We start from the raw sequence: 14,116 nt of genomic DNA on the forward strand, positions 1-14,116 counted from the left end.
TCGGGAGCAACCCTGACGTTAAGAAGCCAGCGCAGCTCGACGCACCGCCGACAAACCATTGCGACGGCACGAGGGGTCGGCCCGGCACCCCGATTCCGGTGGCGGGCTGAAGCTGACCCCCGCCCGAGCGGCGTCCGCTCTGGCGGGGGTCAGCCCCGGTTATCGGGACCGTGCTGTTGATGCGACCACGCCAACCGCGCGAGGAAGACCGTTACTACTGGCTGACCGCGTTCTTCGCGAGCCATGATCTGCAGGGCGTGCTGTGCCGGGCCATCGCCGCGACCATCGTCGGCCTCGGGTTGATTTCGGCCGTCCTGATCGCCAGCCCAGCCGGCCCCCAGGGTCCGTTGCACCGAGCCGTCGCGGTCGGCATCGCCGGATGCTGCCTGGCCATGGGATGGATGTGGCGCAGGCCCCGTTGGCCGACCCGCAGACAGTCGCAGGGCACCGTCGTCGTCGGCACCGTGTGCATCGCGCTCGCCTGCCTGATACAGAACGACCCGCTGGTCGGCATCCTCGGCGCAACGTCTCTGGCGATCCTGTCCGCGTTCGCCATGCTGTTCCACTCCGGCAGGCTGCTGGCCGTCCCGTGGTTTTTCGGAGGCGGTGTCCTCGCGGTCCTGGCGCCACGAATCGCCGCGGACGACGTGGCCCTCGCGGTCTGTGCGGTCGGCATGGTGCTGCTGGTCAACGTCCTCTTCGGCGTTGCCTGCCGGACGGCGATCCGGATGATCGACGACGAGCCGGGTTACGCGGGGATCGAGCCGCTCACCGGACTGCTCACCCGCGAGACGTTCGACGAGCGGATGGCCACGCTGCTCGGCGCGCGCAGCCGGGGCGACGACCGGTACCTGGTGGTCCTGGTGGTCAGCCTGGACAGCTTCTCGCTGCTCACCGGCCTGGACGGCGCGGTGACCGGAGATCGCGCCCGTGTCGCGATCGCGCAGCGCCTGCGGGAGACCGTACGGCGCGACACCGTCCTGGCCCACGTCGCGGATACCGAGTACCTGATTGCAGACCTGTTCACCAGGGCAGATCCTGAACCGCTGACCGAACGCATCCACGCCACCGTCAGGAATGCGCCGTTCCGGCTGACGGCCAGCATCGGCGCCGTCAGCACATCGCTGATGCCGCTGAGTGATCAGCCGGTGCCCGCCGTCGTCGACGAACTGCTCACCGTCGCCACGGCCGCCATGGCCACTGCCCGCAGCGCAGGTGGCAGCCGGACGGCGCTGCGGCTGTCACCGCGGTTGCACGTGCTCGACCGGCTCGACGACGAGTGGTGCTGACTTCCGGCGATTTCGGCGCGCTCACGCTCGCTGAGCGATCGTTTCCACGCCGAAATCGCTAGGAGACCGACAGCGCGATGCCGTCGAGGATGTCGTGCTCGCTGACCACCAGCTCGTCCAGTCCGGCCCGCGTGCCGAGCGCGTCGGCCAGCTCCTCGACGATGATCGCGCCGCCGCCGATGACGTCGACCCTGCCCTCGTGCATCGGCCCGAGCACCGCACGCTGCGCATGCGTCATCGTCAGCAGTTCGTCGCACACCTCGCGCAGCCGGGTGAACCCCACCCGCGAGAGATGGATGGCGTCGGAGTCGTAGGTCGTCATCTTCGCCGCGAGTGCGGCCAGCGTGGTCATCGTCCCGGCCACCCCCACCCACGTCCGCGCGCCGTCGACGGGCACCGCACGGAACGCCGCGGCCAGCCCATCGCGCACCACTTCCCGTGCGGCGGAGATCTCTTCGGCGGTCGGCGGATCGGAGTGCAGGCACCGCTCGGTGAGCCGCACGCAGCCGATGTCGGCCGAGTGACTCGCCTCCACGTCGACCCGGCCCACCACCACCTCGGTCGAGCCGCCACCCAGATCCACCACCACGAACGGCCCGCCGTCGGGATCCAGTTCGCCGACCGCGCCGCGATAGGACAGCTCGGCCTCCTCGGTGCCGCTGATCACCTCCGCGACGGCACCGGACACCACGTCGCCCAACACCTCGGCCGTCATCGCGAAGAACTCTTCCCGGTTGGCCACGTCCCGGGCCGCCGACGTCGCGACCATCCGCACCCGCTCGACGCGGTGGTCGCGCATCAGCGCGGCGTAGTCGACGAGCGCGGCCCTGGTGCGCGCCAACGCCTCCGGCGCGAACTCACCCGTGGCGTCCACGCCCTGGCCCAGCCGTACGATGCGCATCTCCCGGTGCACGTCGCGCAACCGGCCGTCGACCGGGTCGGCGATCAGCAGCCGGATCGAATTCGTGCCACAGTCCACGGCCGCGACTCTGCTCATGTCCACACCTCCGGGTCCAAGATGCCCTCCATCCCAGGTTCTGCGGCAAGCACCGCCAACGCCTCGTCACCGAACGGGTTCGTGCCGGGCCCCTTCGCCAGCGAGTGGGCGATCACCACGTGCAGGCACTTGACGCGGTCCGGCATGCCTCCGCCGGAGAACGTGGTGCCCAGCGATTCGATCGCGTCGCGCTCGGCCAGATACGACTCGTGCGCCCGCCGGTACGCCGCGGCCAACTCCGGGTCCTGCTGCAACCGTTCGGTCATCTCGCGCATCAGACCCGCCGACTCCAGCCGGCTGGCCGCCGCGGTCAGCGCCGGGTGGGTCAGGTAGTACAGCGTCGGGAACGGCGTGCCGTCGGGCAGTCTCGGCGCGGTCTTGACGACCGCCGGCGTGCCATCGGGACACCGGTAGGCGATCTCGAGCACCCCGCGGGCCTCGCGACCCAGTTGCCGCGCGACGGCCTCGAGGTCGGCGCGCTCAACCACCGGGCGGGGGTGCGGGTGGGCCCGGCGGGGGCGGTGGAAGCGGCGTCGCGCTCGGCGGAAGACCGTGCGGCGCATCGGCGATGGTGCCCCACAGCGCCGAATACCACGGCGTGCCCGGCGGCACGGTGTCCACCCGGGCGTCGGGCGCCTCCGGCACCACCGCCGACGGCGGCAGCTGCACCTGGTACGGGATGTCGCCCGGCATCACGAAGCCGAGCCGCTCCCTGGCCTGCGCGGCGACGAAGACGGGATCGGCCAGCTTCACCTTCTGCTGCTCGAGTTCGGCGATCTGCTCACGCAGCACCGCCTCGCTCGCCCGCAGCTGCTGCATCTCCGTGCGCTGCCCGAAGTAGGTCCGCACCGGGCCGGCGATCGTCAACGTCAGCACGCAGACCACAGCGGCCAGGATCGCCGCCCGCCGCGCGGCCGACCCGAACCGCTGCTCCGACTGCTGCTCCGCCGACGCCGCGATCGACTCCCGGATGGCGTCGGCCACCTCGGGTGTGGTCTCGGGGACGGACGGCTTGGCCTCGATCGCCCTGGGCTCGCGCCGCACCGGCGACGCACCGCGGGGACGGTCCCGCTTCGACTCGCCCGGCTTCGCCGGCTTCCCTGGCCGGGAAGCCGGTGACCGCCGCTTCGGGTCGGGCCGTTTCGCCTCGGGCACGTCTGTGTCAGGCCTGACCCTCGCCCACCCCGAACCGCGGGAACGCCAGATCGCCTGCATACCGCGCCGCGTCGCCGAGGATCTCCTCGATGCGCAGCAGCTGGTTGTACTTGGCGACGCGCTCGCTGCGGGCCGGTGCACCGGTCTTGATCTGCCCGCTGCCCACGGCGACCGCGAGGTCGGCGATGGTGGTGTCCTCGGTCTCGCCGCTGCGGTGACTCATCATCGTGCGGTAGCCGCTGTTGTGCGCCAGTGCCACGGCGTCGAGGGTCTCGGTGAGCGTGCCGATCTGGTTGACCTTGACCAGCAGCGCGTTCGCCGCGCCGCGGTCGATGCCCTCCTCGAGCCGCTCGGGGTTGGTGACGAAAAGGTCGTCGCCGACGATCTGGACGCGGTCGCCGATCTCGGTGGTCAGCGCCACCCAGCCGTCCCAGTCGTCCTCCGACAGCGGGTCCTCGATCGACACCAGCGGATAGGAGTCGAGCAACTCCCCGTAGAACTGCGCCATCTGCTCGGCGGTGCGGGTCTCCTTCTCGAACGCGTAACCCGTCCCGGCGGTGTAGAACTCGGTGGCGGCCACGTCGAGCGCCAATGCGATCTCGGAGCCGAGCTTGAAGCCTGCCCCCTCGATCGCCGACGAGATCAGGTCGAGTGCCGCCTTGGTGCCGGGGACGTCGGGCGCGAATCCGCCCTCGTCACCCAGGCCGGTGGACAGCCCCTGCTTCTTGAGCACCGACTTCAGCGAGTGGTACACCTCGGCGCCCCACCGCAGCGACTCCTTGAACGACGCCGCCCCGATCGGGGCCACCATGAACTCCTGGACGTCGACACCGGTGTCGGCGTGCGCGCCGCCGTTGACGATGTTCATCATCGGCACCGGGAGGATGTGGGCGTTCGGACCGCCGATGTAGCGGAACAGCGGCAGGTCCGCGGCCGTCGACGCGGCCTTCGCCACCGCCAGAGACACGCCCAGGATGGCGTTGGCGCCCAGCCGGGACTTGTCCGGTGTGCCGTCGAGATCCAGCAGCGCCTGGTCGATCAGCCGCTGGTCGTCGGCGCTCATGGTGATGACCGTCGGGCCGATCTCGTCGAGGACGGCCTCCACCGCCTTCTGCACGCCCTTGCCGCCGTAGCGCGAGCCACCGTCGCGCAGCTCGACCGCCTCGTGTTCACCGGTCGACGCACCCGAGGGCACCGCGGCCCTGGCGAAGCTGCCGTCGTCCAGCACGACTTCGACCTCGACCGTCGGGTTGCCGCGGGAGTCGAGGATCTCGCGGGCTCCGACCTGCTCGATGATGGGCACTGGCGTCTCCTTGGTATGCGGCGACCGGCTCGTTGCGCACTCAGCCTAGAGGCTTCAGATCGCGACGGCGGAACGAGGACGCGCCTAGAGCGAGCGACCCTGCGCGTAGGCGGTGGCCCAGTCCCGCACCGTCCGCGCGTACTGGTCGGAGTAGTTGTACGCACGCAGCGCGTTCATCCAGCCGCGCGGCGTCGAGAGGTCCTTGCCGCGGTAACACAGGTAGCCGGCCGCCGACAGCACGGCGTCGTCGATGTTGTCGGGGCTGACGTGGCCGTCGTTGTTGGCGTCCACGCCGTAGAGCCCCCACGTCTCCGGGATGAACTGCATCGGTCCCATGGCCCGGTCCAGCTCGGAGTCGCCGTCGAGTTCGCCGCCGTCGCTGTCGTCGATCTTCAGGTTTCCGCTGGAACCGTCGAGCTGCATCCCCCGGATCGGCGGCGTCACCTCGCCGTCGGTGGACACCATCGAGCCCCGGTAGCCGCCGTGGTGGCTCTCGACCATCCCGATCCCCGCCAGCGTCGTCCAGGACAGGTGGCAGTCGGGGTTCTCCACCTCGGCGACGCGGGCGGCGTAGGCGTAGGCCTCCAGCGCGGTCACCGGGATCTCCAGCGCATCGGCCCGTTCGGCGGCCCAGTCGTGCAACTGGTCGGCGGGCCGTCCCGAGGCGTGGGTGTCGATGGCAGGCACCGAGTCCCCCGCCGGTGGCGGGATTCCCTCTGGGATCGGTGCGCCCAGCTGCCATGAACAACTGGAAGCCATCAGCAGGGCCGTCGCGCCGATCACCGCGACAGCCCGCAGCCAACGAACTGGCGACACCGGACTCCTCAACCTGCTCTGCTGTCTCCATCGTTGCATGCGTTGCGCCGTGGTTCGCAACGCCGGTCGTGCAACGTCACCTCTCACAGACCCGTTCAAGTAGCCAGAACGCCCTGCTAAGGTGAGCCACGCCTTGCTATGGATAGGCATAGCTGGCTTACCGAATTTCCTGAAGCGAGGTTGCGTCGATGACTGCGTTCGCGGGATTTCCGGCCAGTATCCACGCCGCCGCCCCCAACGTGACATCGCAGCTGTTCGGCAGCGGTCTGATCGGTCTCCGCGAAGGCCTGGAAGCCGCAATCGTGGTGTCCATTCTGGTCGCGTTCCTCGTCAAGTCCGACCGCCGCGACGCCCTGAAATGGGTGTGGCTGGGCGTGGGCGCAGCAATCGCGATGACGATCGTCGTGTTCCTCGCCATTCAATTCTCCGCATACACGATCACCGGCCTCGGCGCCGAGGCGATCGCCGGCGTGGCGTCGCTGGTGGCGGTGGGCATCGTCACCACCATGGTGCTGTGGATGAAGAAGGCCGCCGCCGGGCTGTCCGGCGAGCTGCGCACCGGGATGACCCGCGCGCTGGAAGCCGGCGCATTCGCGGTGACGGCGCTGGCCTTCCTGGCCGTCGGGCGTGAGGGCGTCGAGACCGCGCTGTTCATGGTCGGCTTCGCCGAGGCCGAGACCGCCTGGCCACTCCTCGGACTGATCATCGGCGTCCTGATCGCCGCGGCCATCGCCTACGGCATGTACGCCGGCGCGGTCCGGATCAACCTGGCCAAGTTCTTCAAGTACACGGGCGTGTTCCTGATCGTCGTCGCCGCCGGGATCCTGTCCTACGGCATCGGGGCGCTGCAGACCGTCGGCTGGCTGCCCGGACTGGGCTCGCGCGCGTTCGACGTCAGCGCGTCGTTCAACTGGTCGGCCTGGTACGGCGAGGTCATCCAGGGCGTCTTCAACATCACCCCGTCACCGACGTGGCTGCAGCTGTTGCTGTGGCTGGCCTACCTGGTGACGGTGCTGATCGCGTTCCTGTGGCCGGTCACCAGCGCCAAGCCGGCCGCCGCACCCGCCGACTCCCCGAGTTCTCTGCCGTCCCAAACCCCGTCCGAAAGGTCCACCACGTGAACAATCTCCCCGGAGCCAGAGCCGGTATGGCCGCCGTCGCCGCCCTGCTGGCCGGCGTCTCGCTGACCAGCTGCCAAGTCAAGGACGAGGGCACCGACACCGCAGGCGGCGGCAACGGCGCGAGCGACATCACCGTCGAGGCCTCCGACAGCGAGTGCAAGCTCTCCGGCACCGAGGCCTCGACCGGCCCGAGCACCTTCGTCGTCACCAACAACGGCAACAAGGTCACCGAGTTCTACGTGTACGGCGAGGGCGACCGGGTGATGGGCGAGGTGGAGAACATCTCCCCGGGGCTGCAGCGCAAGCTCATCGTCCAGCTGACCGAGCCCGGCACCTACCAGACGTCGTGCCGCCCGGGGATGGTCGGCGACGGCATCCGCAACGACTTCACGGTCTCCGGTGAGGCCGTCCAGATCGACACCGAGGGCAAGTTCAAGGAAGCCGCGGACAGCTACAAGCGGTACGTCAACAGCCAGGCCGAGGCCCTGGTGCCCGCCGTCGAGGCGTTCGTCGCCGCGGTCAAGGCCCGCGACGTCGCGTCGGCCAAGGCGCAGTTCCCCACCTCCCGCACCTACTTCGAGCGGATCGAGCCCGTCGCCGAGTCGTTCCCCAACGACCTCGACCCGCGCATCGACCTCCGCGAGGCCGATCTCGAAGAGGGCCAGAAGTGGACCGGCTTCCACGCCATCGAGAAGGCGCTGTGGGTCACCGGTCTCACCCCCGAGACCGACAAGCTCGGCGACCAGCTGATCGCCGACGTCAAGGAACTCAACGACGGCGTCAAAGCCCCTGACTACTCGATCGATTCGACCCAGATCGCCGGTGGCGCGCAGGGTCTGCTCGACGAGATCGCGATCAGCAAGATCAGCGGCGAAGAGGACATCTTCAGCCACACCGACCTGTGGGACTTCAACGCCAACCTGCAGGGTTCGCAGACCGCGGTGTCCTCGGTGCGGCCGATCCTCGACGAGAAGGACGCCGAACTGGGCAAACGCGTCGACCAGCGCTTCGAGGACGTCGAGGCGCTGCTCGAGAAGTACCGTGAGGGTGACGGCTTCGTCTCCTACGACAAGGTGACCGAGCCGCAGCGTCAGGAGTTGTCGCGCGCGATCGACGCGCTGAGCAAGGAAGTCAGCCAGGTCCAAGGTGTCGTCGCCCAGAAGTAATCCCGAAACGCCCGTGCCGCAGGCCGAGCAGCAGAACGCCGGGCTCTCCCGGCGCAAGCTGTTCGGCGCGGCGGGGGTGACGGCGGCTGTCGTCGGTGCGGCCAGCGCGGGTGCGCTGGCCGGCCGTGCCTCAGCGGCAAGCACGTCGACCGCCGGGCTGCAGAGTCCGGTCGAATTCCGGGGCGAGCATCAAGCGGGCATCGTGACCGCGCAGCAGGATCGGATGAACTTCGTCGTCTTCGACGTCACCACCGACCGCCGCGAGGACGTCGTCGCGCTGCTCAAGCAGTGGACCGAGATGGCCGAGCGGATGGCCCGCGGTGAGGAGACCGTTGCAGGCGGCGCCGTCGACCACAACCCCTATGCCCCACCGCCGGACACCGGTGAGGCACTCGGCCTGCCCCCATCGCAGCTGACGCTCACCGTCGGGTTCGGCCCGTCGTTCTTCCGCAAGGACGGCAAGGACCGGTTCGGCATCGCCGACAAGCTGCCGAAACAGCTCGCGAAGCTGCCGAAGTTCCCGAACGAGACGATGGACCCGAACAAGAGCTACGGCGACATCTGCATCCAGGCGTGCGCGAACGACCCGCAGGTCGCGTTCCACGCCGTCCGCAACCTCGCGCGCGTCGGCTTCGGCACGGTCGCGGTGCGCTACGCGCAGCTCGGCTTCGGACGCACCAGCTCCACCACCCAGGATCAGGCGACACCGCGAAACCTGTTCGGCTTCAAGGACGGAACGGCCAATCTCAAGGCCGAGGAAACCGACAAGATCAACGAGTTCGTGTGGGTGGCCGACGGCGACGGCCCGGACTGGCTCACCGGCGGGTCGTACCTCGTCACCCGGCGGATCCGGATGCGCATCGAGAACTGGGACCGCACGACACTGCTCGAGCAGGAACGGGTGATCGGCCGGCAGAAGGGCAGCGGTGCCCCCAACGGGCTCACCGACGAGTTCGAGGAGCTCGACTTCGACCTGCGCGACGACAAGGAAGCGCCGCTGATCGACGTCGACGCGCACGTGCGCCTGGTCTCACCGGAGAACCTCGGCGGCATCGAGATCCTGCGCCGCGGTTACAACTTCACCGACGGCACCGACGGCTTCGGGCACCTCGACGCCGGGCTGTTCTTCATCGCCTTCGTCCGCGATCCCATCACCCAGTTCATCCCGATGCAGGCGGAGATGTCGCGCAAGGATGCGATGAACGAGTACATCACCCACACCGGGACGGCGATCTTCGCCTGCCCGCCCGGACTGCGCGAGCGCGACGAGTCGGCCTACTGGGGCTCGACCCTGTTCGCCTGAGCGCTGCGCGCTGAGTGTGAAACCACGGCGACATTCGGCGCCGATTCTCGCCACCACTTCACATTCGGCGAGTCAGCGCTCGGCGGTGCTCACCTCGTCGGCGGCAGGCGAATCGGCCGGTGCGGGCTCGGGCACGTCGACCGGTGACGGCTCGGGCACCTCGACCGGGCCGGGCTCGGGCACCTCGACCGGTAACGGCTCCGGGATCCGGTCCGGTGCGGGTTCGGTGTCCATCTCGACCTCCGGCTCTGCCTCGTCGTGCGCTATGTCGTCGTCCGCAACGTCTTCGTCGGCAGTGTCATCCGCATCGACGGCGTCGTCCACATCGGAGGTGGCAGCATCGGTGGTGACATCCACGTCCGGCGCGGTGTCCGACGGCCAGTACGCCCGCCATTCGTCCTCGCTCACCGCACCGAGCGCCGCGATGTCGAGCTCCTCGGGCACATCCTCGCCGCGGCGGCCCGCGGCGATGTCCCTCTCCACCCGCCGCACCGTGTCCATGAATCGCAGAGTCGCTGTGCGCAAGTCGTTCTCGGCGTCGGCATCGGCCGAGATCGTCACGGCGGTGAGTGAGACGGGGATCAGGTCGGCAGGCAGTCCCGCCTGCGTGACCCGGGCGATCACCTTCTGCGTCAACGCCAGCGCCGGCTGACCGGTCGGCACGTCGTCCATCGACGACCTGCGCGACCTGACCGCGTGCTCCTGGGCCTTGCGTTCCTCCCACTGCGCGAGCTGCTCGTCCAGCGAGATCGACTCGCCCGCCAGCACCGCGGGCACCCGGTTGCCGAGCTTGCGCACCAGCGAGTCGGCGACGTCGTCGATCGTGAACGGATGTTCCGGGGCATCCTCGGCGATCCGGGCGTGAAAGAGCACCTGCAGCAACACATCTCCGAGTTCCTCGCGGAGTTCGTCGGCGTTGCCGCTGTGCACCGCGTCGAACAGCTCGTAGGTCTCCTCGAGCAGGTAGCGCCGCAGCGAGTCGTGGGTCTGTTCGCTCTCCCACGGCCCCGCCGTGCGCAGCTTGTCCATCATGGCGACGGCGTCGACCAGTCGTTCGCCCGACTGCGCTTCCGGCGCAGCGATCAGCCGGTCACCCGCAGCCAGGCGCGCCCGGACCGCCGGATGCTCGGGATCCGACGACAGCAGCACCGGCGCGTCCTCGCCGTCGTAGGCCGGCCGTGCCGCGGGTAGCGACCACGGCACCGCGATCGGCATCTCCTCGGTGTACTGCACGTCTCCGGCGAGCATCTCGATGGCCGCGATCGGGACCAGAGCGGGTCGGCGGGGATCGACCAGCACGACTGTCATGGCGTCTGCCGTCTGTCAGTCATGGCCGGGCCACCTCCGAATTTGGTTATATCAACATCCGTCACAGCATTCCCGCTAAGCGTCAATATCAAGCCGGCGACCATCGCCACCAGTTCGAGGTCGCGGATCCGCGGCGAGCCGACCCCGGTACCGGCCCGCGGTATCGGGACCTGCACCGTCGCGGTCGTCGCCCGGTAGGACGCCGAGGGATACAGCCGTTTCAGTCGCAGCTGCGCCGAATCGGGCAACTCCAGTGGCGACACCTTCACCGTCGACCCTGAGACTCCGCTGACCTCGGTGACGCCGTACTCGCGGCACAGCAGGCGCAGCCGCGCCATCGCGACCAATCGCAGCGCCGGCTCCGGCAGCGGCCCGTACCGGTCGACCAGCTCGTCGATCACCGCGTCCACCCCGGCGTCGTCGTGCACCGCCGCGAGCCGCCGGTAGGCCTCCAGTCGCAGCCGGTCACTGGCGATGTAGTCCGGTGGCAGATGCGCGTCGACCGCGAGGTCGATCCGGACGTCCTTCGGCTCTTCCGCTGTGGCAACGGTTTTGCCGTCGGCGGCGGCCCGGTAGGCCTCCACCGCCTCGCCGACGAGCCGGACGTAGAGGTCGAACCCGACCCCGGCGACGTGTCCGGACTGCTCGGCGCCCAGCACGTTGCCCGCGCCGCGGATCTCGAGGTCCTTCATCGCCACCGCCATGCCTGCGCCGAGTTCGTTGTTCTGCGCGATGGTGGCCAGCCGGTCGTAGGCGGTCTCGGTCAGCGGCATCTCCGGCGGGTACAGGAAGTAGGCGTAACCGCGTTCCCGGCTGCGACCCACCCGGCCCCTCAGCTGGTGCAGCTGCGACAGACCGAAGGTGTCGGCCCGCTCCACGATCAGCGTGTTGGCGTTGGAGATGTCGAGCCCGGTCTCCACGATCGTCGTGCAGACCAGGATGTCGTACTCGCGGTTCCAGAAGCCCTCGACCGTGCGCTCGAGCGCCTCCTCCGGCATCTGGCCGTGGGCCACCACCACCCGCGCCTCGGGCACCAGCGCCTGCACCCGCGCGGCGGCCTGGTCGATCGTGCGGACCCGGTTGTGGATGTAGAACGCCTGACCGTCGCGCAGCAGTTCGCGCCGCAAGGCCGCCGCGACCTGCTTGTCGTCCTGCGGACCGACGTAGGTCAGCACCGGGTAGCGCTCCTCGGGCGGGGTGAGGATCGTCGACATCTCGCGGATGCCCGCCAGGCTCATCTCCAGCGTGCGCGGGATCGGGGTGGCGCTCATCGTCAGCACGTCGACGAAGGTGCGCATCGACTTGATGTGCTCCTTGTGCTCGACGCCGAAGCGCTGCTCCTCGTCCACGACCACGAGGCCGAGGTCCTTCCACGTCACCCCGGTCTGCAGCAACCGGTGGGTGCCGATCACGATGTCGACCGACCCGTCCTTCATGCCCTCGAGCACCGCCCGGGACTCGGCCGGGTCGGTGAACCGGGACAGTCCCTTGACCGTCACGGGGAACCCCGCCATCCGCGTGGTGAACGTCTGCAGGTGCTGGTCGGCGAGCAGCGTCGTGGGCACCAGCACGGCGACCTGCTTGCCGTCCTGCACGGCCTTGAACGCGGCGCGCACCGCGATCTCGGTCTTGCCGTAGCCGACGTCGCCGCAGATCACCCGGTCCATCGGCACCGGCTTCTGCATGTCGGACTTGACCTCGGTGATCGCGGTCAACTGGTCGATCGTCTCGGTGAAGCCGAACGCGTCCTCCATCTCGGCCTGCCACGGGGTGTCCGGGCCGAACGCATAACCGGGCGCGGCCTGCCGCTTGGCGTAGAGCGACACCAGTTCGCCGGCGATCTCGCGCACCGCCCGACGGGCCTTGGTCTTGGTGTTCGCCCAGTCGCTGCCACCCAGCTTGGACAGCGACGGCGCCTCGCCACCCACGTATCGGGACAGCTGGTCCAGGGAGTCCATCGGCACATAGAGCCGGTCCGACCCACCGCCGCGCTTGCTCGATGCGTACTCGAGCACCAGGTACTCGCGGCGCGCCCCGCCCACCACCCGCTCGGTCATCTCGACGAACCGGCCGATGCCGTGCTGGTCGTGCACCACGAGATCGCCTGCGGTGAGTGCCAGCGGGTCGACGACGTTGCGGCGCTTGGCGGCCAGCCGCTTGCCCTCCGGCGCGGTGACGCGGTTACCGGTCAGGTCGGTCTCGGTGATGATGACCAGGTTCGACCCCGGGAGGACGACGCCGTCGTGCAGCGGACCCCGGAGCACGCCGACCACGCCGGCCTTCGGCTCCGCACCGGGTTCGAGCATCCCCGCGGGAGTGTCGGCATCGGCGAGCTGTTCGCACACCCGGTGGGCGGTGCCGGTGCCGGGGGTGACGATCGCGGCGTGACCACCGGTCGCCACATGAGCGCGCAGCATCGCGAAGATCTCGCTGACCGTCGAGTGCTGCCGGGCCGATGGCGCCGACCGGACGTCCAGCGCGATCGCCGACTCGTCGGACAGCTGGCTCAGCGTCCACCAGGGATGGCCACCCGCCCGGGCGCCCTCGGCCACGTCCTCGAGCTGCAGGAACCCCGACGCGCCGAGTTCCTCCAGGTCGATCGGCGCGTCACCGCCGACCGCCGCCGTCGACCACGACGCCTCCAGGAACTCCCGGCCCGTCTTGATCAGGTCGGCCGCGCGAGTGCGCACCTTTTCCGGGTCGCACACCAGTACCGGCGTGCCCGCGGGCAGGTGATCGGCCAGCGAGGAGAGCTCGCCGGGCCGCAGCACCGGCAGCAGCGCCTCCATGCCGTCGACGGGGATGCCCTCCGCGAGCTTGGCCAGCATGTCGGGCACGCCTCCGGGCACCGCGTTCTCCAGGCGGGGATGGTCAGCGGCGATCTTGGCGGCCCGTTCGCGGACATCCGCGGTCATCAGCAGTTCGCGGCACGGCACGGCGATCACCGCGTCGACGTCGATGTCAGGGATCGATCGCTGGTCGGCGACGGCGAACATCCGCATCTCCGAGACCTCGTCGCCCCAGAACTCGACGCGCACCGGATGTTCGGCGGTGGGCGGGAAGAGGTCGAGGATGCCGCCGCGCACCGCGAACTCGCCGCGCCGCGCGACCATGTCCACCCGGCTGTAGGCCAGGTCGACCAGCCGGGCCACCAGTCCCTCGAAGTCGAGCTCGGCGCCGACGGTCAACGTCACCGGCTCCACCTCGGCGAGGCCGGGCGCCATCGGCTGCACCAGCGACCGCGTCGTCGTCACCACGATCCGCAGCGGCGGGCCGAGCCGGGCGTCGTCCGGGTGGGTCAGCCGGCGCAGCAGCATCATTCGCGCGCCGACAGTGTCCACCCCTGGTGACAGCCGTTCGTGGGGCAGCGTCTCCCACGAGGGGAACAGGGCGGCGGCGTCCCCGAGATAGCCGCGCAGTTCTGCGGTCAGGTCGTCGGCCTCGCGGCCCGTCGCGGAAACCACCAGCAGCGGGCCGTCCTGCGCCAGCGCCGCCGCCACCAGCACCCGGGCACTGGCCGGACCGACCACGGCGAGCCGCTCGGGCCGTTCGGCCGCGCGGCGGGTGAGGTCGGCGAGCGCCGGATCGCGCAACGCCAACGAGATGAGCCCCGCGATCGGGGTTTCGACATGGGTGGGCCCCGAAGAGGTCATGATGC

At 69.7% G+C, this 14,116-nt stretch carries 11 protein-coding genes; 4 read left to right on the forward strand and 7 right to left on the reverse strand.

All coding sequences use genetic code 11. The features are described from left to right. Positions 1-179: 179 nt before the first annotated feature. Positions 180-1,289: a diguanylate cyclase gene (locus AB0K11_RS08790; RefSeq protein ID WP_364974807.1), complete on the forward strand. Its 1,110-nt coding sequence runs from the start codon at positions 180-182 to the stop codon at positions 1,287-1,289. Positions 1,290-1,347: 58 nt separating this feature from the next. On the opposite strand, the gene AB0K11_RS08795 is transcribed toward AB0K11_RS08790, so the two are convergent. The 5 genes from AB0K11_RS08795 to AB0K11_RS08815 form a co-directional block, all read right to left on the reverse strand. Continuing rightward, positions 1,348-2,286 (reverse strand): Ppx/GppA phosphatase family protein, encoded by a 939-nt coding sequence (locus tag AB0K11_RS08795; protein WP_364974810.1) that lies wholly within the window; start codon positions 2,284-2,286, stop codon positions 1,348-1,350. After that, the gene (locus AB0K11_RS08800) at positions 2,283-2,774 is read right to left on the reverse strand and encodes a DUF501 domain-containing protein (protein ID WP_364974812.1); all 492 of its coding nucleotides are present in this window, start codon (positions 2,772-2,774) and stop codon (positions 2,283-2,285) included. The genes AB0K11_RS08795 and AB0K11_RS08800 overlap by 4 nt, the downstream gene beginning before the upstream one ends. Beyond that, positions 2,767-3,441 carry a septum formation initiator family protein gene (locus AB0K11_RS08805; RefSeq protein WP_364974814.1) on the reverse strand — a complete coding sequence of 225 codons (675 nt, stop codon included), beginning with the start codon at positions 3,439-3,441 and terminating at the stop codon, positions 2,767-2,769. The genes AB0K11_RS08800 and AB0K11_RS08805 overlap by 8 nt, the downstream gene beginning before the upstream one ends. Before the next feature lie 7 nt (positions 3,442-3,448). Then, positions 3,449-4,744 (reverse strand): phosphopyruvate hydratase, encoded by a 1,296-nt coding sequence (eno, locus tag AB0K11_RS08810; RefSeq protein ID WP_364974817.1) that lies wholly within the window; start codon positions 4,742-4,744, stop codon positions 3,449-3,451. Between the two features lie 84 nt (positions 4,745-4,828). Continuing rightward, positions 4,829-5,560, reverse strand: coding sequence for a lytic transglycosylase domain-containing protein (locus AB0K11_RS08815; RefSeq protein WP_364974819.1), 732 nt, complete (start codon positions 5,558-5,560; stop codon positions 4,829-4,831). A 188-nt stretch (positions 5,561-5,748) separates the two neighbouring features. Between AB0K11_RS08815 and efeU the strand changes: the two genes are divergently transcribed. The 3 genes from efeU to efeB are packed head-to-tail and all read left to right on the forward strand — an operon-like array spanning position 5,749 to position 9,150. Next, positions 5,749-6,681, forward strand: coding sequence for an iron uptake transporter permease EfeU (efeU, locus tag AB0K11_RS08820; RefSeq protein ID WP_364974822.1), 933 nt, complete (start codon positions 5,749-5,751; stop codon positions 6,679-6,681). Positions 6,682-6,707: 26 nt separating this feature from the next. Then, positions 6,708-7,847 (forward strand): iron uptake system protein EfeO, encoded by a 1,140-nt coding sequence (gene efeO, locus AB0K11_RS08825; RefSeq protein WP_364976699.1) that lies wholly within the window; start codon positions 6,708-6,710, stop codon positions 7,845-7,847. Positions 7,848-7,860: 13 nt separating this feature from the next. Next, complete coding sequence (gene efeB / locus AB0K11_RS08830) at positions 7,861-9,150, forward strand: iron uptake transporter deferrochelatase/peroxidase subunit (protein WP_364974825.1); 1,290 nt, start codon at positions 7,861-7,863, stop codon at positions 9,148-9,150. Between the two features lie 72 nt (positions 9,151-9,222). Here the strand turns inward: efeB and AB0K11_RS08835 are convergent, their stop codons facing one another. Together AB0K11_RS08835 and mfd are read right to left on the reverse strand one after the other, a co-directional pair. Then, the gene (locus AB0K11_RS08835; protein WP_364974829.1) at positions 9,223-10,458 is read right to left on the reverse strand and encodes a nucleoside triphosphate pyrophosphohydrolase; all 1,236 of its coding nucleotides are present in this window, start codon (positions 10,456-10,458) and stop codon (positions 9,223-9,225) included. Then, positions 10,455-14,111 carry a transcription-repair coupling factor gene (gene mfd / locus AB0K11_RS08840; RefSeq protein WP_364974832.1) on the reverse strand — a complete coding sequence of 1,219 codons (3,657 nt, stop codon included), beginning with the start codon at positions 14,109-14,111 and terminating at the stop codon, positions 10,455-10,457. Before mfd ends, AB0K11_RS08835 begins: the two co-directional genes overlap by 4 nt. Positions 14,112-14,116: the final 5 nt, after the last annotated feature.

Origin of the sequence: Mycobacterium sp. NPDC050551 (genome assembly GCF_040674075.1) — a bacterium.
Classification (GTDB): Bacteria; Actinomycetota; Actinomycetes; order Mycobacteriales; family Mycobacteriaceae; genus Mycobacterium.

Bases quoted from the DNA above. Each gene is read 5' to 3' on its own strand.
- AB0K11_RS08835 (WP_364974829.1), bottom strand. From the start codon at position 10,458: ATGACAGTCGTGCTGGTCGATCCCCGCCGACCCGCTCTGGTCCCGATC.
- mfd (WP_364974832.1), bottom strand. From the start codon at position 14,111: ATGACCTCTTCGGGGCCCACCCATGTCGAAACCCCGATCGCGGGGCTC.
- efeU (WP_364974822.1), top strand. From the start codon at position 5,749: ATGACTGCGTTCGCGGGATTTCCGGCCAGTATCCACGCCGCCGCCCCC.
- AB0K11_RS08790 (WP_364974807.1), top strand. From the start codon at position 180: ATGCGACCACGCCAACCGCGCGAGGAAGACCGTTACTACTGGCTGACC.
- efeO (WP_364976699.1), top strand. From the start codon at position 6,708: ATGGCCGCCGTCGCCGCCCTGCTGGCCGGCGTCTCGCTGACCAGCTGC.
- AB0K11_RS08795 (WP_364974810.1), bottom strand. From the start codon at position 2,286: ATGAGCAGAGTCGCGGCCGTGGACTGTGGCACGAATTCGATCCGGCTG.